This is a genomic window from Gammaproteobacteria bacterium, from assembly GCA_033344735.1.
GTDB lineage: Bacteria > Pseudomonadota > Gammaproteobacteria > UBA4575 > UBA4575 > UBA1858.
Map to the genome: position 1 here is coordinate 1,195,666 of JAWPMW010000001.1, position 21,742 is coordinate 1,217,407.

25 protein-coding genes and 1 tRNA gene are annotated in these 21,742 nt (G+C 39.8%); 8 read left to right on the forward strand and 18 right to left on the reverse strand.

Annotated elements, in window-relative coordinates; translation table 11 throughout:
* The first annotated feature begins 17 nt into the window (after positions 1-17).
* The 6 genes from map to dapE are packed head-to-tail and all read left to right on the forward strand — an operon-like array spanning position 18 to position 7,009.
* Positions 18-788 carry a type I methionyl aminopeptidase gene (gene map, locus R8G33_06060; protein ID MDW3095216.1) on the forward strand — a complete coding sequence of 257 codons (771 nt, stop codon included), beginning with the start codon at positions 18-20 and terminating at the stop codon, positions 786-788.
* Positions 789-3,476: a [protein-PII] uridylyltransferase gene (gene glnD, locus R8G33_06065; protein MDW3095217.1), complete on the forward strand. Its 2,688-nt coding sequence runs from the start codon at positions 789-791 to the stop codon at positions 3,474-3,476. It abuts the gene before it with no gap.
* A gap of 6 nt (positions 3,477-3,482) precedes the next feature.
* On the forward strand, positions 3,483-4,682 hold the full coding sequence (dapC, locus tag R8G33_06070; protein MDW3095218.1) for a succinyldiaminopimelate transaminase: 1,200 nt from the start codon (positions 3,483-3,485) through the stop codon (positions 4,680-4,682).
* An 11-nt stretch (positions 4,683-4,693) separates the two neighbouring features.
* Entirely contained in the window at positions 4,694-5,518 is an 825-nt protein-coding gene (gene dapD / locus R8G33_06075) for a 2,3,4,5-tetrahydropyridine-2,6-dicarboxylate N-succinyltransferase (protein MDW3095219.1), read from the forward strand.
* 5 nt (positions 5,519-5,523) lie between these two features.
* Positions 5,524-5,865: an ArsC family reductase gene (locus tag R8G33_06080; GenBank protein ID MDW3095220.1), complete on the forward strand. Its 342-nt coding sequence runs from the start codon at positions 5,524-5,526 to the stop codon at positions 5,863-5,865.
* Between the two features lie 16 nt (positions 5,866-5,881).
* Positions 5,882-7,009, forward strand: coding sequence for a succinyl-diaminopimelate desuccinylase (gene dapE / locus R8G33_06085; protein ID MDW3095221.1), 1,128 nt, complete (start codon positions 5,882-5,884; stop codon positions 7,007-7,009).
* 15 nt (positions 7,010-7,024) lie between these two features.
* Here the strand turns inward: dapE and R8G33_06090 are convergent, their stop codons facing one another.
* Positions 7,025-7,804, reverse strand: a complete 780-nt coding sequence (locus R8G33_06090; protein MDW3095222.1) for a 3'-5' exonuclease — start codon at positions 7,802-7,804, stop codon at positions 7,025-7,027.
* A gap of 31 nt (positions 7,805-7,835) precedes the next feature.
* Here R8G33_06090 and mnmC point away from each other — a divergent pair, with 31 nt between their 5' ends.
* Positions 7,836-9,815: a bifunctional tRNA (5-methylaminomethyl-2-thiouridine)(34)-methyltransferase MnmD/FAD-dependent 5-carboxymethylaminomethyl-2-thiouridine(34) oxidoreductase MnmC gene (gene mnmC / locus R8G33_06095; GenBank protein MDW3095223.1), complete on the forward strand. Its 1,980-nt coding sequence runs from the start codon at positions 7,836-7,838 to the stop codon at positions 9,813-9,815.
* Positions 9,812-10,186, forward strand: coding sequence for a hypothetical protein (locus R8G33_06100; protein ID MDW3095224.1), 375 nt, complete (start codon positions 9,812-9,814; stop codon positions 10,184-10,186). The genes mnmC and R8G33_06100 overlap by 4 nt, the downstream gene beginning before the upstream one ends.
* Here the strand turns inward: R8G33_06100 and R8G33_06105 are convergent.
* The 17 genes from R8G33_06105 to infC form a co-directional block, all read right to left on the reverse strand.
* Positions 10,183-10,539, reverse strand: a complete 357-nt coding sequence (locus R8G33_06105; GenBank protein ID MDW3095225.1) for an acyl-CoA thioesterase — start codon at positions 10,537-10,539, stop codon at positions 10,183-10,185. The two genes, R8G33_06100 and R8G33_06105, sit on opposite strands and share 4 nt — an antisense overlap.
* Positions 10,540-10,622: 83 nt before the next feature.
* Entirely contained in the window at positions 10,623-11,525 is a 903-nt protein-coding gene (cysM, locus tag R8G33_06110; GenBank protein MDW3095226.1) for a cysteine synthase CysM, read from the reverse strand.
* 6 nt (positions 11,526-11,531) lie between these two features.
* A complete protein-coding gene (gene acpS, locus R8G33_06115) occupies positions 11,532-11,915 on the reverse strand; it encodes a holo-ACP synthase (protein MDW3095227.1) in 384 nt (127 codons plus the stop codon).
* Positions 11,915-12,646, reverse strand: a complete 732-nt coding sequence (locus R8G33_06120) for a pyridoxine 5'-phosphate synthase (GenBank protein ID MDW3095228.1) — start codon at positions 12,644-12,646, stop codon at positions 11,915-11,917. The genes acpS and R8G33_06120 overlap by 1 nt, the downstream gene beginning before the upstream one ends.
* Positions 12,647-13,336: a DNA repair protein RecO gene (gene recO, locus R8G33_06125; GenBank protein ID MDW3095229.1), complete on the reverse strand. Its 690-nt coding sequence runs from the start codon at positions 13,334-13,336 to the stop codon at positions 12,647-12,649.
* Positions 13,337-13,344: 8 nt separating this feature from the next.
* Positions 13,345-14,226: a GTPase Era gene (gene era / locus R8G33_06130; protein MDW3095230.1), complete on the reverse strand. Its 882-nt coding sequence runs from the start codon at positions 14,224-14,226 to the stop codon at positions 13,345-13,347.
* Positions 14,227-14,232: 6 nt separating this feature from the next.
* A complete protein-coding gene (gene rnc / locus R8G33_06135) occupies positions 14,233-14,895 on the reverse strand; it encodes a ribonuclease III (GenBank protein MDW3095231.1) in 663 nt (220 codons plus the stop codon).
* A 17-nt stretch (positions 14,896-14,912) separates the two neighbouring features.
* On the reverse strand, positions 14,913-15,329 hold the full coding sequence (locus tag R8G33_06140; GenBank protein ID MDW3095232.1) for a DUF4845 domain-containing protein: 417 nt from the start codon (positions 15,327-15,329) through the stop codon (positions 14,913-14,915).
* A gap of 10 nt (positions 15,330-15,339) precedes the next feature.
* A complete protein-coding gene (gene lepB, locus R8G33_06145; protein MDW3095233.1) occupies positions 15,340-16,173 on the reverse strand; it encodes a signal peptidase I in 834 nt (277 codons plus the stop codon).
* A 140-nt stretch (positions 16,174-16,313) separates the two neighbouring features.
* Positions 16,314-16,390, reverse strand: a tRNA-Pro gene (locus R8G33_06150).
* Between the two features lie 36 nt (positions 16,391-16,426).
* Positions 16,427-16,786, reverse strand: a complete 360-nt coding sequence (locus R8G33_06155; protein ID MDW3095234.1) for a MerR family transcriptional regulator — start codon at positions 16,784-16,786, stop codon at positions 16,427-16,429.
* Positions 16,767-17,066, reverse strand: coding sequence for an integration host factor subunit alpha (ihfA, locus tag R8G33_06160; GenBank protein MDW3095235.1), 300 nt, complete (start codon positions 17,064-17,066; stop codon positions 16,767-16,769). Before ihfA ends, R8G33_06155 begins: the two co-directional genes overlap by 20 nt.
* A 4-nt stretch (positions 17,067-17,070) precedes the next feature.
* Positions 17,071-19,464 carry a phenylalanine--tRNA ligase subunit beta gene (gene pheT / locus R8G33_06165; GenBank protein ID MDW3095236.1) on the reverse strand — a complete coding sequence of 798 codons (2,394 nt, stop codon included), beginning with the start codon at positions 19,462-19,464 and terminating at the stop codon, positions 17,071-17,073.
* Positions 19,465-19,495: 31 nt separating this feature from the next.
* Complete coding sequence (gene pheS / locus R8G33_06170; protein MDW3095237.1) at positions 19,496-20,497, reverse strand: phenylalanine--tRNA ligase subunit alpha; 1,002 nt, start codon at positions 20,495-20,497, stop codon at positions 19,496-19,498.
* A gap of 107 nt (positions 20,498-20,604) precedes the next feature.
* Positions 20,605-20,958, reverse strand: a complete 354-nt coding sequence (rplT, locus tag R8G33_06175) for a 50S ribosomal protein L20 (protein MDW3095238.1) — start codon at positions 20,956-20,958, stop codon at positions 20,605-20,607.
* A gap of 21 nt (positions 20,959-20,979) precedes the next feature.
* A complete protein-coding gene (gene rpmI, locus R8G33_06180; GenBank protein MDW3095239.1) occupies positions 20,980-21,177 on the reverse strand; it encodes a 50S ribosomal protein L35 in 198 nt (65 codons plus the stop codon).
* 29 nt (positions 21,178-21,206) lie between these two features.
* Positions 21,207-21,731 carry a translation initiation factor IF-3 gene (gene infC / locus R8G33_06185; protein MDW3095240.1) on the reverse strand — a complete coding sequence of 175 codons (525 nt, stop codon included), beginning with the start codon at positions 21,729-21,731 and terminating at the stop codon, positions 21,207-21,209.
* Positions 21,732-21,742 lie beyond the last annotated feature (11 nt).

Genomic DNA, 21,742 nt, shown 5'->3' on the forward strand with positions numbered 1-21,742 from the left:
TTGCTGACACATACATTATGTCTATTCACATAAAAACACATGACGAAATAGAGAAGATGCGAGTTGCAGGACGATTAGCCTCTGAAGTCCTGCAAATGATTGGTGATCATGTCAAACCCGGGGTCACTACTCAAAAATTAAACGATATTTGCCATGATTTCATTGTAAATACTCAAAAGGCTATTCCTGCTCCACTCAATTACAAAGGATTCCCACGCTCTGTATGCACATCAATTAATCACCAGGTGTGCCATGGTATTCCAGGCGATCGAGTACTCAAGGACGGCGATACTGTCAATATCGATATCACTGTGATTAAAGATGAATTTCACGGAGATACCAGCAAGATGTTCTATGTCGGCAAACCGACAGTTAAAGCACAGCGCTTAGTCGACCTGACCTACGAAGCCATGAGCACTGGTATAAAAATGGTCAAACCAGATGTCACACTAGGCGATATTGGTCATGCGATACAAACATTTGTAGAAAAGAATAACTGCTCAGTAGTTAGAGAATATTGTGGCCATGGTATAGGAAAAAATTTCCACGAAGATCCACAAGTCCTGCATTATGGCAAACCCAATAGTGGTGACAAATTAGTACCAGGCATGACGTTCACTATTGAGCCGATGGTCAACGCTGGTAAACGACATGTTCGCCTGCTGCCAGATCAATGGACAGTAGTCACAAAAGATCACAGCCTATCTGCACAATGGGAGCATACAATTTTAGTTACAGATAATGGCTATGACGTATTAACGCGTCGCCCAGAAGAATCTTGGTCATAAATGCCAAATTTAACTCCCCCGCCAGTATTTATTTCAAAACATGAATGGTGGCCAAGCGAAGATGAGCAATGGATTAATTTCAAATTATCTCCGCTTAAACATAAAGAGTTGGTACGAACCATTCAAGAAGCAGTGATTGATGCATTCAACGAAGGCACTGCAATTTCAGAAATCATCATCGGCTACGCCATCACAATTGACTACCTATTATGGTACGCATGGTTTACTCACGATCTTCATAAAACCAATGCTACTTTACTAGCCGTAGGAGGTTATGGTCGCTCTGAGCTGCACTTGCACTCAGATATCGACTTAATGTTATTACTAGACAAAAATTTTAATGACAAAGATAAAGAAAAACTCTCATCTTTTTTAACTTTCTTATGGGATAGTGGATTAGATGTAGGCCACTCTGTTAGAACTGTTAAAGAAGCTGTCACTGAAGCCAAGAAAGACATTACTATTATTAGCAGCATATTAGAAGCTAGACCCCTATGTGGAAACATCACTCTATTTAAAGAATTAAAAAAAGCCACAGCAAGTAATAAAATTTGGAACAGCAAAAAATTTTACTACGCCAAAAAAGAAGAAATGCAGGCTCGCCATAGAAAATATGGCGATACTCTTTACCAGCTAGAGCCAAATATCAAAGAAGGTCCTGGCGGCATGCGTGACATACAATTTATCGACTGGGTAACCAAACGTCATTTTGGTAATCGCGCGCTCAGTGACTTAGTTGGGAAAGGTTTTTTACTGGAAGAAGAATACAACTCGCTGAAATTCGCGCAAGAATACCTGTGGAAAATGCGCTTCTCTCTTTACTTGATAACACGTCGCAAAGAGGAACGATTACTCTTCGATCACCAAGTAGCACTAGCCCGTGAAGCTGGTCATACCAACTCCAACTCGAACTTGGCAGTTGAACTATATATGCAGAATTATTATCGACATATCAGCGAATGCTACAAACTAATCGAATTACTACAAGAACATTTTGAAGAAACATGCATCCCCAGTATTTCATGGAAAAAGCAAAAGAATATTGGCAATCATTTTTATTCCACTGGCGATATATTACACGCTAAAAGTAAAACACTTTTTCAAGACCGGCCAAGTGCTTTCTTAGAATTATTTCTTACCCTTCAAACTCACGAACATATAATTAAAGTTAGCAGCAACACCATCAGAGCCATACGTAAAAATCTTCATCTTATAGACAATGATTTTCGCAATAACATCAAACATAAAAAATTATTTATCGATATTCTACGACAACCAAAACGGATAGCTAGAGAAGTATCTCGCATGCACCGCTTAGGGGTGCTCGCTGCCTACTGGCCAGCATTTGCTAGAATCGTTGGGCGTATGCAATATGACTTGTACCACGTATACACCGTCGACCATCACATCCTTACCGTACTTAAAGAGACTCGTAGACTTGGAGACAATAAACGTACTGAGGATGACATTAGCGCCATCTACCATAAGTTACCGAAGTTAGAGATTCTATATTTAGCTGCGCTTTTTCACGACATCGGCAAAGGACGCGACGGTGATCATTCATCTGAAGGATCGCAAGATGCTATCGATTTTTGTCTCGCGCATGGCTTAAGTCAATTTGATACATCTATAGTTAGCTGGTTAGTTGAAAATCATTTAGTTATGTCTATCACCGCACAACATAAAGACTTAAGCGACCCAACTGTTGTGCAAGAATTTGCAGAGAAAGTTGCTAACGCTACCCGACTCGACTATTTATACTTGCTTACCATCGCAGATATTAAAGGCACCAACCCTACTTTATGGAATAGTTGGCGAGCTACATTACTGGCAGATTTATACAAATTTACTTCATTTCAATTACGTGCTGAGTTACCCAGAAACCATGATGAAATTATCCATGAAATTAAGTCATCTGCACTTAGCTTATTAAAAGATAAAGGACATGACCAACAAAACTGTGAAAACTTATGGTCGCAACTCAACGAAGACTACTTTCTGCGTCACACTGATACCGAAATTGCCTGGCATTCCGATATTGCACTAAGTGCAAAGCAAGACACAGACACCCAGGTACATGTTCGTCAATTAATACGCCGAGGCTCAACTGAAATATTTATATACACACCTGATCGTCATAACCTATTTGCGAATATTACTAACAGCCTTTACAGATCGGGCTTAAGTATTTTAGATGCACGCATAATCACTTCAGAAAATGGCCAGACATTCAACACATTCTCTGTCGTAGATCATAACGAAGAACCTATTACCAACAATAATCAATTAAACAGAATAAAGGCTGACATCAACAAATCTTTATTGCTCACCGAGCTTGCAGACAACTCTACGTCTAAGTTTGTTTCAAGCCGATTACGACACTTCCAGATGACACCAACAATTAGCATTCAAAGCGCAAAACATCTAGATTACACAAGCATGCATATCCATGCGACTGATCATCCCGGATTACTTGCCAAAGTTGCAGAAGCATTCGCTATACTTGGTATCAATGTAATTAGCGCGCGTGTTAGCACCCTCGGTGAAAAAGTGCATGATATTTTCCACATTACCAATAAAGATGGCAAAAAAATATTAGACGTGAAAGAACAACAAATAGTCATTGACATGGTAACTAAAAAAATCAGCAAAGTCGCTGACGAAACACCAAGCAGCATCAGCGTTTAATATCTCATGGATCCCAACCTAAACAAACTACAACCATATCCTTTTGAAAAATTACGCGCGCTGTTTTCAAAAGGCACTCAAAATAGCGGCTTAGAAAACATCAATCTATCCATAGGAGAGCCTAAAAGCCCAACACCTGTCTTCATCAAAGAAGCCATGTCAAACAACTTGAATTACCTAGCCAATTATCCAAAAACTAAAGGCGAACTATTATTACGAACCGCCATCACTGACTGGTTATTAAATCGATTTTCTTTGCCCAAAAATTCGATCAATCCTGAACAACATATCTTGCCTGTCAACGGCACACGCGAAGCATTGTTTGCGATTGCACAAACAGTTATAGACCGAAGTCAAAATGCAAAAGTCCTTTTACCTAATCCGTTTTACCAAATATATGAAGGCGCTGCTTATCTAGCTGGCGCCGAACCTGTGTATATTGATTTCACTGTCATTAATGGTGAAGTCCCTGGCATTAATCAAGTCAGCGAACAAACTTGGCAACAAACTCAACTGCTATATATATGCACCCCATCTAATCCAACCGGTGATATTATCCCTTTAACAACTCTGCAAAAGCTACTTAATTTAGCCCATCTGCATGACTTCGTGATTTGTTCAGATGAATGTTATTCAGAAATTTATATGGACGAAAACAACCCACCCCAAGGACTTTTAAAGGCATGTGTCGCCAATGGAGATGATTGCTACAGACGTTGTTTAGCATTTTACAGTTTATCCAAACGTAGTAATTCTCCCGGCTTGCGCTCCGGTTTTGTTGTCGGTGACACTAACATCATCGCTCAATTCCTTAAATACCGCACCTACCACGGCTGTGCCATGCCCATCAGCACCCAACTAGCCAGCGCTGCGGCTTGGGGAGATGAAACTCATGTACAAACCAATCGTGCACGCTATCAACAGAGCTTTAACTACGCCATAGAAGAGATTTCTAGAGAAATTGAGGTTAAACAACCTCATGCTGGATTTTATTTGTGGCTACCCACCCCGATAGATGATGAACAATTCGCTCTTGGGTTATACTCCCAGCAAAATGTCACGGTGCTGCCTGGCAAATATCTTGCGCGTTCAGTGAACAATCAAAATCCCGGCACCAATCGAGTCAGAATTGCATTAGTTGCGACTCCTGAGGAGTGTAAAACTGCTGCACAAAGAATTACCACTTATATAAAAAGCATATGTTAAGGAAAATCTAAATGAGCAATATTCAAGATGTTATCGAAGGCGCGTTCGAAGACCGCGCAAATATCTCGCCTAGCAATGTCAGCAGTGAGGTTAAAGTAGCTGTGATTGATGCTATCGGTCAACTTGATTCTGGTAAAGCGCGTGTTGCTGAAAAAATTAATAGTGAATGGATTGTTAATGACTGGTTGAAAAAAGCCGTACTTCTATCTTTTCGCATTGAGGAAAACAGCGTCATGCCAGGCGGTGCCGCTCAATACTACGATAAAGTACCACCAAAGTTCGCCAACCAATCTGCTGAAGAATTTGAAAAAATGGGTGTGCGCATTGTGCCAAATGCAATGGCAAGACGCGGATCATATATAGCACCCAATACGGTATTAATGCCGAGCTTTGTAAATATCGGAGCCTATGTAGATACCGGCACTATGGTAGACACATGGGTGACCGTAGGCTCATGTGCTCAGATCGGTAAAAATGTTCACCTTTCTGGAGGTGTTGGCATTGGTGGTGTTTTAGAGCCATTACAAGCCGCTCCAACTATCATTGAAGACAACTGCTTTATCGGCGCACGTTCCGAAGTAGTTGAAGGAGTCATCGTTGAACAAGGCGCTGTTATTTCAATGGGCGTTTACATAGGTAAGAGTACAAAGATTTATAACCGCGAAACTGGCGAAGTGACTTACGGTCGCATCCCGGCAGGTTCTGTCGTTGTATCTGGGAACTTACCCTCTAAAGACGGCAAGTACAGTTTGTACTGTGTAGTAATCGTGAAACAGGTAGACGAGAAGACTCGCAGCAAAGTTGGCATTAACGAATTGCTACGTAGCATCGACTAAATCATATGATCACCGTCTACGGTATTAAAAATTGCGATACTGTAAAAAAAGCATGTAACTGGTTTTCGAAAAACAACATCGACTATCAGTTTCATGACTTTCGCAAAGATGGATTAAGCCAAGCCAAACTTAAACAATGGGCTAGCAAAGTCGATTGGGAAATATTACTTAATCGTCGCGGCACCACCTGGCGAAAAATCTCAGACCTGGAAAAAGAAAGCATCAACAAAACTAACGCAATTAAACTAATGGCTGAGCAACCCACACTGATCAAACGTCCAGTGATAGAACATAATAGCAATGTGCTCGTTGGATTCTCAGAAGACACTTACAAAGTAACGTTTTAATATACAATTTAATGGCGTGAGCAAAACACTAGAACTTAGCAAGCAACTCATACAAAAACCTTCTGTTACCCCCAAAGACGAAGGTTGTCTAGATTTGCTCGCCGAACGATTAGCTGCCAGTGGATTCACTACGGAAAATTTGCCGTTTGAAGATGTCTCCAATGCATGGATACGCAAAGGCTCTGAAGCACCTCTATTCGTATTTGCAGGTCATACTGATGTTGTACCAACTGGCCCAGAAGAACAGTGGACCTACCCGCCCTTTGCAGCAACTGTAGTAGACGGCCAATTACACGGTCGTGGATCAGCAGATATGAAAACTGGCATTGCTGCTATGGTGGTTGCTGTTGAAGAATTTATTGAAGAAAATCCCGACCATAAAGGATCAATAGCATTCTTATTAACAAGCGACGAAGAAGGCCCATCTATAAATGGCACTGTCAAGGTAGTTGAGCATTTACAAAACAATAACATTAATATTGATTACTGTTTGGTGGGCGAGCCTTCCAGCACCAATATCGTAGGCGACGTAATAAAAAATGGGCGTCGCGGCTCATTGTGTGCACACTTAAAAATTATTGGCAAACAAGGTCATGTTGCCTATCCACATCTGGCAAACAACCCAATCCATATTATTTCTGATTTGTTAGCTGAGCTAACTAAAATTGAATGGGACAAAGGCAACGATCACTTCCCTGCCACCTCATTTCAAATTTCAAACATTCAATCTGGTACAGGTGCAGAAAATGTAATCCCGGCGACTGCAGAAGCCTCATTCAACTTGCGCTTTTCTACTGAAATAACAGAAGACGAAATTAAACAGCGCATTGAACAAATCATCAATGGCAAAAACATTCAACACGAACTCACCTGGCGATTGTCAGGCAACCCTTTCCTAACGCCAAAAGGAAAACTCGTTGAAGCCTGTCAACATGCAATTAAAACTATTACAGGCACAGAGACTGAATTATCTACCGGCGGAGGCACTTCTGACGGACGCTTTATTGCACCCACAGGTGCAGAGGTGGTTGAGCTTGGAGTTGTCAATGCCACTATTCATCAAATTGATGAACATACTAATATCGACGAACTTAATCGGCTTAAAAATATTTACAAGGAATTGATAAAGTCACTGTATGGTTAGTTGGATAGTCTAACATTACTCTCCCTGCTCCCACACTTGCAAAAATTCTTCTAAATGATTCTCACCAGAATCACGTAACAGTTGCTTTACTCGTTCTAGTTTTTGTTCTAACAATCCACGACTACAGCGCCCACGAATCATTTCGAATTGCAGATAGACTAGATAAGTATTAAGCACATCAGTTTCGCAGTAATTACGAATCTCATCGATAGCGCCTTCTTGGAATTTCTCCCACACCAAACTACCATCCATTCCAAACTTGCCTGGAAAACCTAGCATGGTAGCAATTTGGTCTAATTTAGCACCCGCTCTGGGTTGAAAATTTCCAAGCACATCCATTAAATCGGTATGCCGCCAATGGAAACGGCTAATATAATTATTGTAACGAAATGAACTGTCATCGTCGCCAGTCTCCCAGTAACGAGGTGCTTGCACACCATGCAATAATGAACGGTAATTCAATACCGGCAAATCAAAGCCGCCTCCATTCCAACTGACTAACGTGGGTGTATGTTGCTCTATGCCTTCATAGAAGCGTTGAATAATTTCTTTCTCACCGGAATCTTTATTACCTAGCGACCAAACTTTAAGCTGATCACGGTTTTCAAATAATACCGATATCGCCACAATTTTTTGTAAATGTAGCGGCATGAATTCTGAACCAGATTTTTGAAACTGAAGATGTTGCATGGCTTTCACCACATCTTTGTCTGAAAGATCATCAGTTAATTTATGGATTTTCCTTCCCGCTTCATAGTCTGGGACGGACTCGATATCAAATACGAGTATACTCATTTTAATTTATATTCGTTTCCGTAAAAGTGACATGCTAACAGCTCAGACGCCACAACTAAACTTCAATAGTGATGGAATTCCCTGTTCCGAGTTATTTGGTGACCCTTATTTTTCTCTCACCAACCCACTGGAAGAAAGCCAGCATGTATTTTTAAGCAGCACTAATATTGTTCAGCGCTGGAAAAATACACAATTTACAATTGCTGAATTAGGCTTTGGCTTTGGCATAAACTTTATCACTACATTCAATGAATGGCGTGAGCATTACTCATCAGAACAACATTTACATTACATTAGTTTTGAAAGGTATCCGGTACAGCCAGCTGATCTTGCACAATGCTATAAGCAGTTAAACATTCCCTCAGCACTTACCGATTACTTATTAGAACACTACCCTCTTCCCATTAAAGGGTTTCACCGCATTGAATTCAACCAATATAAGTTAACTTTAACTCTAGTGTTTGGTGAAGCATTAGCTTGCCTTAAAGAATGTAACTTTGTTGCAGACGCTTGGTTTTTAGATGGCTTCGCACCAAGTAAAAATAAAACGCTATGGTCAAACGAAATAGCAAATCAGTTAAACAGACTCACATGTAATGGCGGAACACTTTCCACATACAGCGCTGCAAGCGAAGTTAGAAAAACATTCACTAAGGCCGGGTTTAATATCGAAAAGAAACCTGGTTATGGAAAGAAGCGAGAAATGCTGGTCGGTACGTTAATCAACAAGACTATTAGCAACAAGCACACTTTAAAAGATAAAAGCTGGTTGATTAGTCATTCAGCAATTACCAAAAATAAGCATGCGCTTGTTATTGGCGCAGGAATGACAGGTACCGCAATAAGCAGTGCATTAGCTAAACGCGGCTGGCAAGTAACCATGGTTGATAAGAACTCAACGCTAGCTAGCGAAGCATCTGGTAATGATAATGCGATTTTAATGCCGCGCTTAAGTGCTGATCATAACATTCAATCACAGCTGACACTGTTAGGTTTTCTATACTCTTTACATTATTTAAATAATTTAGAAAAATTTTTAAACACTTTTAGATGGCACCAATGTGGTGCTATTCAAATTCCTCGAGATGATGCTCAATGGAAAAGAATGCAATTAATCGCCTCACAAGAAAATATACCTCCAAAATTATTCCAAGCAGTCAACCAACAACAAGCAAGTGAATTAGCAAATTGCACTATTGACCGCGATGGCTGGTATCTACCGTTAGCAGGATGGGTATCACCAATAGAGTTATGCGCAGCACTTACTGAACAATACACTGACAATATTAGCTTTCGAGCAAATACAGAAATCTGTTCCATTGAAAAAAATGATTCACAGTGGATTGCATATAACCCAGAACAAGAAGAATGTTCTGCAGATATTGTGATCATTGCAAACGCCATGGCTGCTAATCAATTTTCTCAAACAAGCTGGTGTCAATTACATCCAAAGCGAGGACAAATTTCATTGATACCTAAAAGAGACTGCAATATTCAACCTAGTAGAATAGTCTGCGCTGATGCTTATATTACGCCGACAATCAATTCTCACTACGTCGTAGGGGCAACATTTATTACTGCAGATACTTCGACTGACATTCGACAATCCGAACATAAGGAAAACATGCTTAAGATAAGCAAGATGATCCCTAGTTATCATTTTAATGAATTACAATCTTTAGGAGGCCGTGCAGGTATTCGTGCCGTTAGTACAGATCGTTTGCCCATTGTTGGCCCAGTAGCTGATGAGGATAAATTTAACGCCATGTATCACGATGCTGCACAAGGTTCTACTCACCACAAATATCCAACACCCCTGTATCATGAAGGCTTATACTTGGCGAGCGGATTTGGTTCACGTGGGCTAGCCTGGATTCCATTATGCACCGAGGCATTAGCCTGTTTAATCAATAATGAACCCAGCCCTCTCAGCAATGAATTACTTAATGCTATCCACCCCAACAGAATTCTGATGAAGAATCTAGTTAAACGCGTACAATCTGAATCATGAAGAAAGCAATTATAATTGGTCTACTAGTTTACTTAGGCATGCACTTTGGCGACAAAGGACTTCACTTTATTTACTTTTACCTAACACATGATTTTGCTTCTAGTAATCTGATAATGATTAAGTCTTCTTTCTTGCTCAATTTTGCCCCATTAATCGGTGGCGTAGCTGTTGGCTATTTAAGTCACAAAGGCATGCTAAATGGTTTTATTGTTGGTACTTGCGCAGGTTTAATTATTCTGGGTATTCGACAATACAACGGAATCAATCCTTTCTTTCAAGAATTTACTCCTGCAATATTATTTGATGAGGTGTTTTTAAAAGCGTGCATCTGTGCTGCAGGAGGTGCTGTTGGAGAAAAGCTAAAACGTTAGTGCTGAATACTGGCTTTATTACCGTCTTCGTCAATATTCACAAAAGTAATATTTGTTTCAAATAAGACAGTATTTGATTGCGCGCCTTCGACCGCGGAATACACTTTCACATCATAAGTCAATGACGTGTTACCCATACGTAGCTTCTCAACAGAAAATTTTAATACTGCGCCAACTTCAATGCGGTGTTTAAATTCCACATTCTCTAACGCTACGGTGACAAACCGATTATTAGGAAAATCAACTGCTGCAGTAATGTAACCCACTTCATCAATCCATTTTAATAAATTACCGCCATATAATGTACCGTAGTGGTTTAGATGTTCGGATATTACAAATTTAAAGTGATCCATTGAATTACTTTACTTTTAATAGCTCTTTAGCGGTTTATTGTAGAACTAGTCATTACTACTGAAAAGCTCTGTAAATTTTTATTTCATGAACTAGGTACAGGATCAAAAATCCCAGTAGAAATATAACGATCCCCACGATCACAAATAATACAAACTATCGTGGCATTCTCAACTCTTTTAGATAATCTTAATGCAGCCAACAATGCCCCACCTGAAGAGACTCCACAAAAAATTCCTTCTTCCTTCCCAAGCTTGACTGCCATATCATCTGCTTGTTGTCGCGATACATATTCTATTTGATCGACTTTTGATTCATCGAATATCGCTGGCTCATATTGTTTTTCCCATTTCCGAATTCCAGGAATTTGCGAACCTTCTTCAGGGTAAACACCAACAATATTAATTTCTGAATTCTGTTCTTTCAGATATTTTGACGTTCCCATGATGGTCCCTGTTGTACCCATTGAACTAACAAAATGAGTAACTTCACCATTAGTATCATTCCATATTTCAGGACCAGTGGATTTATAATGTGCCATAGAGTTGTCAGGATTTGCGAATTGATCTAGCACTATCCCCTTTCCTTCAGATTGCATTTTTAACGCTAAGTCACGCGCTCCTTCCATGCCCTCTTCGCCGGTGACGAGTACCAATTCTGCACCAAACGCCGACATCGCTGCACGCCGTTCTATGGTCATAGTTGATGGCATGACTAAAATCATTTTATATCCCTGCACTGCCGCTGCCATAGCTAAAGCAATACCAGTATTACCGCTAGTGGCTTCAATTAATGTATCACCCGGCTTAATATCACCGCGATCTTGCGCTGCGTTAATCATATTCAAGGCAGGTCGGTCTTTTACCGATCCCGCAGGATTGTTACCTTCAAGCTTCAATAATATTGTATTACTCGTATTAGGATTCAAATACTGCAATTTTACTAAAGGCGTGTTGCCCACAAAATCTGCAAGTGTTTTATAGTTCATTTCCAATTATTCTTTAGCAAAAATTAGCACATGAGCAACAGCGTACGCCCTCTCATCTGCAATGGTCAATAATGAGTGTTTATTATGCATACTCAACCGCAAACAACAATCGTCCGTGAATTTTAGTAGTGGCTTACCTAAATCGTCATGTTCAACATACATATCTGTAAAACTTAACTGTTTTCCTATACCCGTTCCCAGTGCTTTTGCTGCAGCCTCTTTGACGGCAAATCGCTTCGCAACAAAGGCCTCTAAATTAGATACATTAGCTAATTCTTCTAATTCTTTTTGGTGCATTATTTTTTCTATAAATTTGTCGCCGCGTCTCTCAATAATATCTTTTATTCGCTGCACTTCGACTATATCAATTCCCGCACCTAGCAAAATCATTACGATTCACCGTCCATTGCATGACGCATGTTATGAATTGCACTTTCCAAACCTACAAATAACGAATCCGAAACAATTGCGTGTCCAATATTTAGCTCATTCATTTTATCAATATCAGCAATCGGCTTAACGTTTCCTACATGTAAGCCATGTCCCGCATTCACTGTCAAACCAAGTTCAGCAGCATGCCTTACTGCATCTTTGATACGCTCAAATTCATGCTGCTGCTGTTGACCATGCTTATCCGCGTAATGTCCTGTATGTATCTCTATAATTGTTGCGCCTATCTCTGCCGCCACATCAATAATCAACGCATTAGGCTCAACAAACAAAGACACAAGAATATTTTCTTCTTTTAATGCTGCAATCAAATCAGTCAATCTATCTCTATGTGCAGATACATCTAGCCCGCCTTCAGTGGTTAACTCTTCTCTTTTCTCTGGGACGATGCAGCAATATTCAGGCTTCACTTGAAGCGCAATTTTTTGCATCTCACTTGTGGCGGCCATTTCAAAATTCATACTTGTTGTAATGACTTCACGTGCAGAATATATATCTTTATCTTGAATGTGGCGGCGATCTTCACGCAAATGCAATGTGATGCCGTCAGCACCACAAGATTCCGAAATCTTTATTGCTTGCATAAGATCTGGATAAGGAGTATTTCTCGCTTGTCGCAAGGTTGCGACATGATCCAAATTAACTCCAAGTTTCACTCTACTTTGAACCAATTAATTTACCTTTAATAGTCGCCTAGTCATTAGCGGCTTCCCTTGAAGAAAATGTCTAATTATGCCGCGAAGAAAAATTTTAGCCTCAGGCAAACTTTCAGCAGTTAAATTATTCTCTTCTATATCAGTCAATAATTTACCTGTTACCACATTCCATTGAGCTTGCTTCAGCGTTGTTTGCGTTGGTCCCAGATCTGGATCATAACGATACAATAGTTGCTTCTGTATTTCTTCATCATTGTTGTAATCATATCTAAGCTGTAATGGATGACCCATGATCGCCATCAAACGAATCTCAAAATTTCGTAGAATATACTCATCTTCAGGATTATTTATCATGCAATCTAGTGAGTATTCATATAAATCAAAAAGTTCTGGTGCTGGACTTAGTTTTGGAATTAACTTTAGGATTAACTCATGCAGATAGAAGCATTGCACCTGTGCGCGGAAATTACTTGTATAACGAGAATGCTCATGCTCAATCTTTGTTAGCGAAACTAAGTCGCCACGACCTGACCACGAAAGATACATTTTTGTAAAAGGTTGTAAATTATTATTGCCTTTCTTCCTCGCGCCTCTGGACACCATATGCACAATGCCATGCTGTTCAGTAAGCGCATATATAATCATGCTCGTCTCGCGATACGGGCGACTATGCAAAACATATGATGGTTCTAGTTCTACGCGCATTAGCTCAATTACGACTCGTATTCCCCGACAATTTGCGGATTGTCTTGCCAATCCTTTTTCAATTTAACCCACAATTCCAAGTGTACTTTTGAATCAATTTGCTTTTGAATCTCGCTGCGTGCTCGAGACCCGATTTTTTTTAGCATCTCTCCTTTACGACCTATGAGTATTGCTTTTTGACCATCTTTCTCTATCCAAATAACCGCAGATATATTCACGTACTCATTTTGGTTTTCATATTTTTCAATCTCAATATGGGTTGCATAAGGTAATTCTTTTTCCAAATACATAAACGCTGCTTCTCTTATCGTTTCCGAAACAATAAACTTTTGATCGCGGTCAGTTAAGTATTCCTCAGGGTAATAAAATTCAGATTCCGGCAAATATCGCTTACCAGTTTCTACCAAATCATTAATATTATCTTGTTTTATTGCAGAAATCGGGATCATCTCTGCAAATGAGAATTTAAGCGATAGATTCTGCAATATTACCAACAAATCATCACGACGCTCTAATTTATCAATCTTATTTACTACCAAAATCACAGGACAGTCGATTTTCTCAAGCGACCTTTTTATATGATCTTCTTCTTGTGTCCACTGCCCTCGATCTATTAACCAGAATATCAAATGCACATCATGTAATACATTTAGAGCATTTTTATTTAACACTCGATTCAGCAAACGCCTACCGCCAAGATGAATCCCAGGTGTATCGAGAAAAATAAACTGCGAATCTGAGTCTGTTCTTACCCCCACAATACGATGTCGTGTCGTTTGCGGTCTATAACTCATAGAAGATATTTTCTGCCCAACCAAACAATTAAATAATGTCGACTTCCCTGAATTTGGACGCCCTATAATTGCCACATATCCACAGCGTGCATCCATATTATTTTATTTCTTTAGCAAAGACTGAAGCAATTTACTAGCCGCTAACTGTTCAGCCTTTTTTTTACTCTTCTCTTCACCCTCAGAACTTACATTTAACTCTTTAATAAAACACTTAACACTAAATCGCTTATTATTTCCTTCGCCCCATTCATTGAGCAACATATAACTTGGCACATCAATTTGCCTTGATTGCAGATATTCTTGTAAACGTGTCTTTGGATCTTTGAGTTCATCAATATCAGGAAGTTCTTCTAAAGATTTTTCATACAATGACTTTATAAATTCTGAAGTAAAGTTAAACCCCTTGAGCAAATATACCGCTCCTATTATTGCCTCTAAACAATCCGCTAAAATAGAAGCTCGAAAATGGCCACCGCTCTTTTTCTCACCTGCACCCAACCTTAATACTTCACTTAATTTTGCCTCTTTCGCTAATGCAGCGAGGGCTCGCTTACATACTAAGTGAGCACGTAGACGACTAAGATCACCTTCATCACAGTTAGGGAACTTTTTAAATAGGATGTTGGCGATCACCAATCCTAAAACCGCATCACCCAGAAACTCTAAGCGCTCATTATTATCTTTGCTCGCACTACGATGGGTAAGCGCAGAATTAAACAACTTAGATGTTGTTATCTCTTTAGGTAATTGCTGAAAACACTCCACTACAGGAATAAAATTAATTACTTTTGTAAGGGGTCAATACTACGAATATAGTCAAAGCTAATTAGAAAATCGATATTAGCAATCATAGGAATTCGTTTTTCGTAATTCACTCCAACTTCTGTACTTTTCTTTGCTGTTTTAAAATAAAAAGGATCTTTTTTAGATTTATCACAGCCATCACGACTTGGTGTAAGACCATCGATATCCACATAGTTGATATTAAGTCTCCTTCTCATCAAATCCATATATTGAGCCTTACTAATTTGCCGAGTTTGCATTTCATCAGCTAGCCCATCTACAGCGGATTTTATTGAGAAATACTCCATATACACTGGAGTAATTTTTAGCCCAATAAATATTGCATAACCAAATAACCCAATAATCACTATCAATACGATAGTCGACATGCCATTTTGTTTGTTAGTCAATTTCACAACAGTCACCTCACTTAATTTTCTTTCCAATGCGTCTGAAGTCAAATTGACCTTCAGAAATATCCCAGTTCATCCATATCATGAACGCCTTACCCACTAAATTTTGTTCAGGCACCATACCCCACACACGACTATCATTACTATTATCTCGATTATCACCCATTACAAAATAATGGCCATCTGGAATCGTCCAAGCGCTGTCTATTGATAGCCTTCTTTCATTAATTAACACATCATGCTTGATAGTATTTAGATTTTCCTGTTTTTTCTCAGATCCAGACATCACACTGTCTCGACCTTTTCCAATATATATTCCCAGATCGACTTGCTTCATAGCCTCACCATTGACATAAACTGTTTTGTCTCGATACTCCAACCGGTCACCTGGCAAACCAATTACTCTTTTAATGTAGTCTAGAGAAGGGTTTTTTGGATACCTGAATACAATAACTTCGCCTCTTTGTGGTAAATTATTTGCCAATACTTTATTGTGAAGAACGGGTAAGCGTAATCCGTAAGTAAATTTATTTACTAATATAAAATCCCCATGAAGCAGAGTTGGCATCATTGAACCAGAAGGAATTCGGAATGGTTCAGCTATAAATGACCGTAGAATTAGAACTATTAGAAGTACTGGAAAAAAAGAGCGGGAGTAATCAATATACCAAGGCTCTTTGTATTCACGTTTAACATTAGAACTAACGCCTTCTACGAACTTTGCATCGTAAGTCTCGTTCAAAATGCGCTTGCGACGCTTTTCTGCAAACACCAACTTATCTAACAACACTACTAATCCAGTGATCAACGTGCCAATCACTAATATCAGCTCTAAATTAACATTCATAGTATGAAAAACAGTTAAAGGATTAAAATAATTTTGAATACTACTAGGATACAGCGGCATCACACATACCGAAACCTCTATACGGCAATCTTTTAGCGCCCACTGTCTAGAGAATAATCTTGTAAAGAGTGATTTGCCTATGGTCGGGGTGAAAGGATTTGAACCTTCGACCCCCGCAACCCCATTGCGGTGCGCTACCAGGCTGCGCTACACCCCGAATTTCATATATAGTTTATACAAAAAACTAGCGCAGCTAGCGAGTAAGAAACTGCAGAAGGTCTTCTAATTCAGCGCGAGTTTGTTGGATTACTTGCAGAGAGTCTGAACTTGGTTCTTCAGCTTCATCAGGCACGGCTAATTTCTGTCTTGCTCCACCAATTGTATAGCCTTGCTCGTAAAGCAAACTACGAATTTGACGAATCAGGATTACATCGTGACGTTGATAATATCGGCGGTTACCGCGTCTTTTAACAGGCTTAAGTGTTGGGAATTCTTGCTCCCAGTAACGTAAAACATGTGGTTTTACATCACATAGCTCACTCACCTCACCAATTGTAAAATAACGCTTGGTGGGGATTGCAGGCAATTCGCTATTATTGCTGGCTTCCAGCATATTCTTCTACCCTTGATTTTAGTTTTTGCCCAGGACGGAATGTCACCACTCGCCGAGCCGTTATGGGTATTTCCTCTCCAGTCTTCGGATTTCGACCAGGACGCTGGCTTTTATCTCGAAGTATAAAATTTCCGAAACCGGATAATTTAACTTCTTCGCCTTCCTCCAGCGCTAATCGAACTTCTTCAAAGAACACTTCTACCAATTCCTTGGCTTCTCTTTTATTAAGGCCGAGTTCCTCAAATAAATTCTCAGCCATATTTGCTTTAGTTAATGCCATAGTCTTAGGTGTTTCTCAACTCCGCGTTAAATTTGCCTGCCAGAAGAGAAATGATGTCTGTCATGGTTTGTTCTATTTTTTGTTCTGTAAGAGTGCTAGAAAAGTCCTGTAAAATCAAGCCTAAAGACACGCTTTTTGCTCCAGAAGGCACACCTTCCCCCTGATATACTGAAAAAATAACTATATCTTGCAACTCACTTATTTGTAAGGCGTAGATTTCATCCAATAAATGCTGTGCAGCGGTCTCTGCAGCTACTGTAAACGACAGATCACGCCTTACCTGAGGAAATTTAGACCAGGCCTGAAATGTCTCTATAGGTGCATATAACAGTCTCTCATTCATATTCATCTCAAAAACCACTACTTCTCGCTTTGCCAACCCCAAAGGCTTCAGTACATTTGGATGTAAACTACCAATGACTCCTATTGGTTGATTATCAACCAATATTTGCGCTGTTTTGCCTGAATGTAGACCTTTTTGACAATGAGCTTTATAACTTACCTTCTCTAATAAACCCATTTTTTCAAATAATTGTTCTAGATCTCCTTTTACATCATAGAAATCAATCGACCTTGTCGCTACTCCCCATTGTCTAGGATTCGTCTCGCCAACCGCCACACCAGCAATTACTTCAGTTTGTTCTAGCCGATTTTCTGAAACTAAATATTTTCGCCCAACTTCAAATAACTTTGTTGTTGTCTGTTGGCGCTTTAAATTATAACTTGCCGCCTCACATAACCCTGGCCACACACTAGTACGCATATTAGATAAACCAGTTGAAATAGGGTTAGCTAATTGTTTGGGTTTTCCATCAAAGAATAACAAACAATGTTTTTGCTCAGTGAAACTGAACGTAACTGCCTCGTTATAGCCCAGCGCAGAAAAGTTTTCCTGTATAGAAAAAATCGCATCAGATTTTTTCTTACTAGCAGAAAAGGTCAAATTTGAGGACAGTGTTTGAGTTGGAAACTGATCGTATCCTTTAAGCCGAGCAATCTCTTCAATTAGATCAACATCAAACTCTATATCGAAACGATAACTTGGAGCTGTTACTAATACCTGGGAATCATCTTTCGAAGTCACAGTAAAGTGTAAAGCTTGCAAAATACTTGTAACTTCATGAGCATCTATATCGATCCCTAATATTTTAGCGACCTTAGGAATTGATAAACAGATTTCTTTGCGCACCGGGAGATGTTGCTGGCTAAAGATTTCATTCACTGGACCAGCTATGATCGCTGTTCCGGCATGTGTTTTAATAAGCTCGCTCGCTCGCTCAATGGCGCGTAAGGCTAATTCCGGATCGACACCTCGCTCAAAACGATGCGAAGACTCAGTATGCAATCCAAAGTCACGCGCTTTCCCGGCAATAGCAATAGGATCAAAGTACGCACACTCTAAAAATATATTGTTAGTTTCTAACCCTACAGCAGAATCACTTCCACCCATAACTCCTGCTAACGCTAAAGCACGCTTTGTGTCTGCAATAACAAGGTTATCTTTCTTCAGCGCAATCTCTTTTCCATCAAGCAATACCAGCTTTTCACCGTTACTTGCCCTACGCACAATAATTTTTTCGCTAAGCTTATCTAGATCAAATGCATGCATTGGCTGACCCAGCTCAAGCATTACGTAGTTACCAATATCGACTATTATATTTATACAACGTATACCGCCGCGACGTAAGCGTTCTTTCATCCAAATCGGTGTGTTCGCTGATGCGTTCACATTTCGAAGCAGACGCCCGCAATATCGTGGACATATTTCTGGGTTTTCCACATCTACTGGAAATTGATCATTGCTATCCTGTCTAACGCTTGAAATTTTAGTCGCATTTATTGGCAATTGATAAAGTGCCGATGTCTCTCTTGCAATTCCTTCAATACTTAAACAGTCCGAGCGATTAGGCGTTAGATCAATATCAAATACAACATCATTTAGATCTAGAGCATCAGTTAACGAAGAACCTTCTGTTAACTCATCACCTAACTCTAGAATACCATCACTTTCTTCGTCTAAACCAAGCTCAGATGAAGCGCATAACATTCCCAATGATTCGATACCGCGCAATTTTGCTGCTTTAATTTTCACTCCACCTGGCAACATCGAACCTACTGTTGCTAACGCAACAGTTAATCCAGCACGTGCATTTTTAGCTCCGCATACGATTTGTCGCTTCTCCCCACCACCAACATTCACTTGACATACTTGTAATTTATCAGCATCTGGGTGAGGTGCTGTAGATTCAATTTTTGCTACAATTACACCTTGTAAACTTGGTGCGGCAGCTTCAAGGCCATCCAGCTCTAAACCGGCCATGGTCAACTGATGCCCAAGCTGCTCGCTTGATACATCCGGGCTCACCCATTGTCGCAACCAATTTTCGCTGAATTTCACGTTAACACTCTCGTCTTCATCAAATTATTATCTACGCAGAAAACTGGCGCAAGAAACGCAAATCATTTTCATAAAACATTCTCAGGTCACGTACACCGTGATACAACATTGCTAAACGCTCTACCCCCACACCAAATGCAAAACCATTATATTTTTCTGAATCTATACCCACCTTTTTAAATACATTTGGGTGCACCATTCCACACCCCATAACTTCCAGCCAATTCGAATTGCCTTGCTCGTCATGCCACTCAATATCAACTTCTGCTGATGGCTCAGTAAAAGGGAAATAAGATGGTCTAAAACGAATACCTAATTGATCATTCTCAAAAAAGGCATGTAAAAACTCAATCACCAGACCTTTGAGTTGTGCAAAGTTTACTTCAGTATCAACAAGCAAGCCCTCTACTTGGTGAAACATGGGGCTATGAGTAATGTCAGAATCACAACGATAAACACGACCAGGTGCAATAATACGTATTGGTGGCTGTGAATTTTCCATAGTGCGAATTTGAACTGAAGATGTATGCGTACGAAGCAATAATCCATCATCAAAATAAAAGGTATCATGCATCGCACGAGCAGGATGATGCGCAGGAATATTTAACGCTTCAAAATTATGAAAGTCATCCTCAATCTCAGGACCATCTGCAACTTCAAAGCCATGACGTTGAAATAACTTTTCAATTCTGCGAAGAGTTATGGTGACTGGATGCAATGAACCTACTGAAGAAGTTCTTCCCGGCAAAGTGACGTCAATTGCTTCAGATTTTAACTTTTCTGCAATAGCAGCTTCTTCAAGAAGAGTAGACCGCCGATCTAGATTCGCCTGAATTGCCTGTTTAATCTCATTAATACGTTGACCAGCTGCAGGACGCTCTTCGGCTGATAATTTACCTAGTGACTTCAGCTGCTCGGTGACTAATCCTTTTTTACCTAAGTATTGGACACGCAATTCTTCTAGCGATTTTAAGTCAGATGCCGCTTCGATTTCACTACTGGCAGTTTGTAAAAGCTCGTCGAGGTCACTCATAAATTTAAACTATAAAAATCAAGCGTTATAACGCGTTTAGATTACCCCAAATAAAAAGGGAAAGGTGAACCTTTCCCTTTTACAACTAAAAGCCAATCTAGCAAAACTTATAACTGAGCTTTGGCTTTCTCGGCTAACTGTCCAAATGCAGCAATATCATTCACTGCTAAGTCAGCTAATACTTTTCTATCGACTTCAATAGATGCTTTCTGCAAACCATTAATTAAGCGGCTATATGAAATATCGAACTGACGGGCTGCAGCATTGATTCTCACAATCCACAAAGATCGGAATTGTCTTTTTCTCTGACGACGGTCTCGATAAGCATATTGACCTGCTTTTGTGACAGCTTGCTTTGCTACACGATAAACGTTTTTGCGCGCACCATAATATCCTTTAGCTTTAGCTAAAACTTTCTTGTGCCGTGCACGTGCGGTTACTCCGCGTTTTACCCTAGACATTTCTTGTTTCCTTTAAGTATATTAAGAGTACGGCAGCATTCTGCGTATCATCGGCGTATCTACTTCTGTTACAACATCGATAGAACGCAAATGACGTTTCCGCTTGGTGCTTTTCTTAGTCAAAATATGACGTAAATGTGATGGCTTGCATCTAAATTTGCCAGTCGCAGTTTTCTTAAAGCGTTTCGCTGCGCCTCTGTTTGTTTTTAATTTAGGCATTTCCTAAAATCCTGTAAATAATTTGTAAACTACTTTGCTTTCTTAGAAGGCGTTAACACCATAATCAGCTGTCTGCCTTCCATTTTGGGACGTTGTTCTACGTCACCGTATTCGCTCAAATCTGCTTCAATTCTATCTAACAATTGAGCGCCTAATTCTTTGTGCTGCATTTCTCTGCCGCGGTAACGAATAGTGATTTTAGTTTTATCACCATCCTGCAAAAATTCTATCAGCTTACGCAACTTTACCTGATAATCACCTTCTTCAGTTCCCGGTCGAAATTTAATTTCTTTTACCTGAATCTGTTTTTGTTTCTTTTTCGCTTGATGCGCTTTCTTATTCTGCTCAAATTTATACTTGCCGTAGTCCATCACGCGACACACAGGTGGCTGTGCATTTGGTGATATTTCAACAAGATCGAGCTCCGCATCGCTCGCAATTCGTAACGCTTCTTCAGTAGCAACTACGCCGACATTTTCACCTTCGGCATCTATCAATCTAACTTGTGCATCTAAAATGTCTTCGTTCATTCGAACGTCTTTACTACTACTGATATGCTGCTCCT

Bases quoted from the DNA above. Each gene is read 5' to 3' on its own strand.
- map (MDW3095216.1), top strand. From the start codon at position 18: ATGTCTATTCACATAAAAACACATGACGAAATAGAGAAGATGCGAGTT.
- glnD (MDW3095217.1), top strand. From the start codon at position 789: ATGCCAAATTTAACTCCCCCGCCAGTATTTATTTCAAAACATGAATGG.
- dapC (MDW3095218.1), top strand. From the start codon at position 3,483: ATGGATCCCAACCTAAACAAACTACAACCATATCCTTTTGAAAAATTA.
- dapD (MDW3095219.1), top strand. From the start codon at position 4,694: ATGAGCAATATTCAAGATGTTATCGAAGGCGCGTTCGAAGACCGCGCA.
- R8G33_06080 (MDW3095220.1), top strand. From the start codon at position 5,524: ATGATCACCGTCTACGGTATTAAAAATTGCGATACTGTAAAAAAAGCA.
- R8G33_06090 (MDW3095222.1), bottom strand. From the start codon at position 7,804: ATGAGTATACTCGTATTTGATATCGAGTCCGTCCCAGACTATGAAGCG.
- mnmC (MDW3095223.1), top strand. From the start codon at position 7,836: ATGCTAACAGCTCAGACGCCACAACTAAACTTCAATAGTGATGGAATT.
- R8G33_06100 (MDW3095224.1), top strand. From the start codon at position 9,812: ATGAAGAAAGCAATTATAATTGGTCTACTAGTTTACTTAGGCATGCAC.
- R8G33_06105 (MDW3095225.1), bottom strand. From the start codon at position 10,539: ATGGATCACTTTAAATTTGTAATATCCGAACATCTAAACCACTACGGT.
- cysM (MDW3095226.1), bottom strand. From the start codon at position 11,525: ATGAACTATAAAACACTTGCAGATTTTGTGGGCAACACGCCTTTAGTA.
- acpS (MDW3095227.1), bottom strand. From the start codon at position 11,915: ATGATTTTGCTAGGTGCGGGAATTGATATAGTCGAAGTGCAGCGAATA.
- recO (MDW3095229.1), bottom strand. From the start codon at position 13,336: ATGCGCGTAGAACTAGAACCATCATATGTTTTGCATAGTCGCCCGTAT.
- era (MDW3095230.1), bottom strand. From the start codon at position 14,226: ATGGATGCACGCTGTGGATATGTGGCAATTATAGGGCGTCCAAATTCA.
- lepB (MDW3095233.1), bottom strand. From the start codon at position 16,173: ATGAATGTTAATTTAGAGCTGATATTAGTGATTGGCACGTTGATCACT.
- R8G33_06155 (MDW3095234.1), bottom strand. From the start codon at position 16,786: ATGCTGGAAGCCAGCAATAATAGCGAATTGCCTGCAATCCCCACCAAG.
- ihfA (MDW3095235.1), bottom strand. From the start codon at position 17,066: ATGGCATTAACTAAAGCAAATATGGCTGAGAATTTATTTGAGGAACTC.
- pheS (MDW3095237.1), bottom strand. From the start codon at position 20,497: ATGAGTGACCTCGACGAGCTTTTACAAACTGCCAGTAGTGAAATCGAA.
- rplT (MDW3095238.1), bottom strand. From the start codon at position 20,958: ATGTCTAGGGTAAAACGCGGAGTAACCGCACGTGCACGGCACAAGAAA.
- rpmI (MDW3095239.1), bottom strand. From the start codon at position 21,177: ATGCCTAAATTAAAAACAAACAGAGGCGCAGCGAAACGCTTTAAGAAA.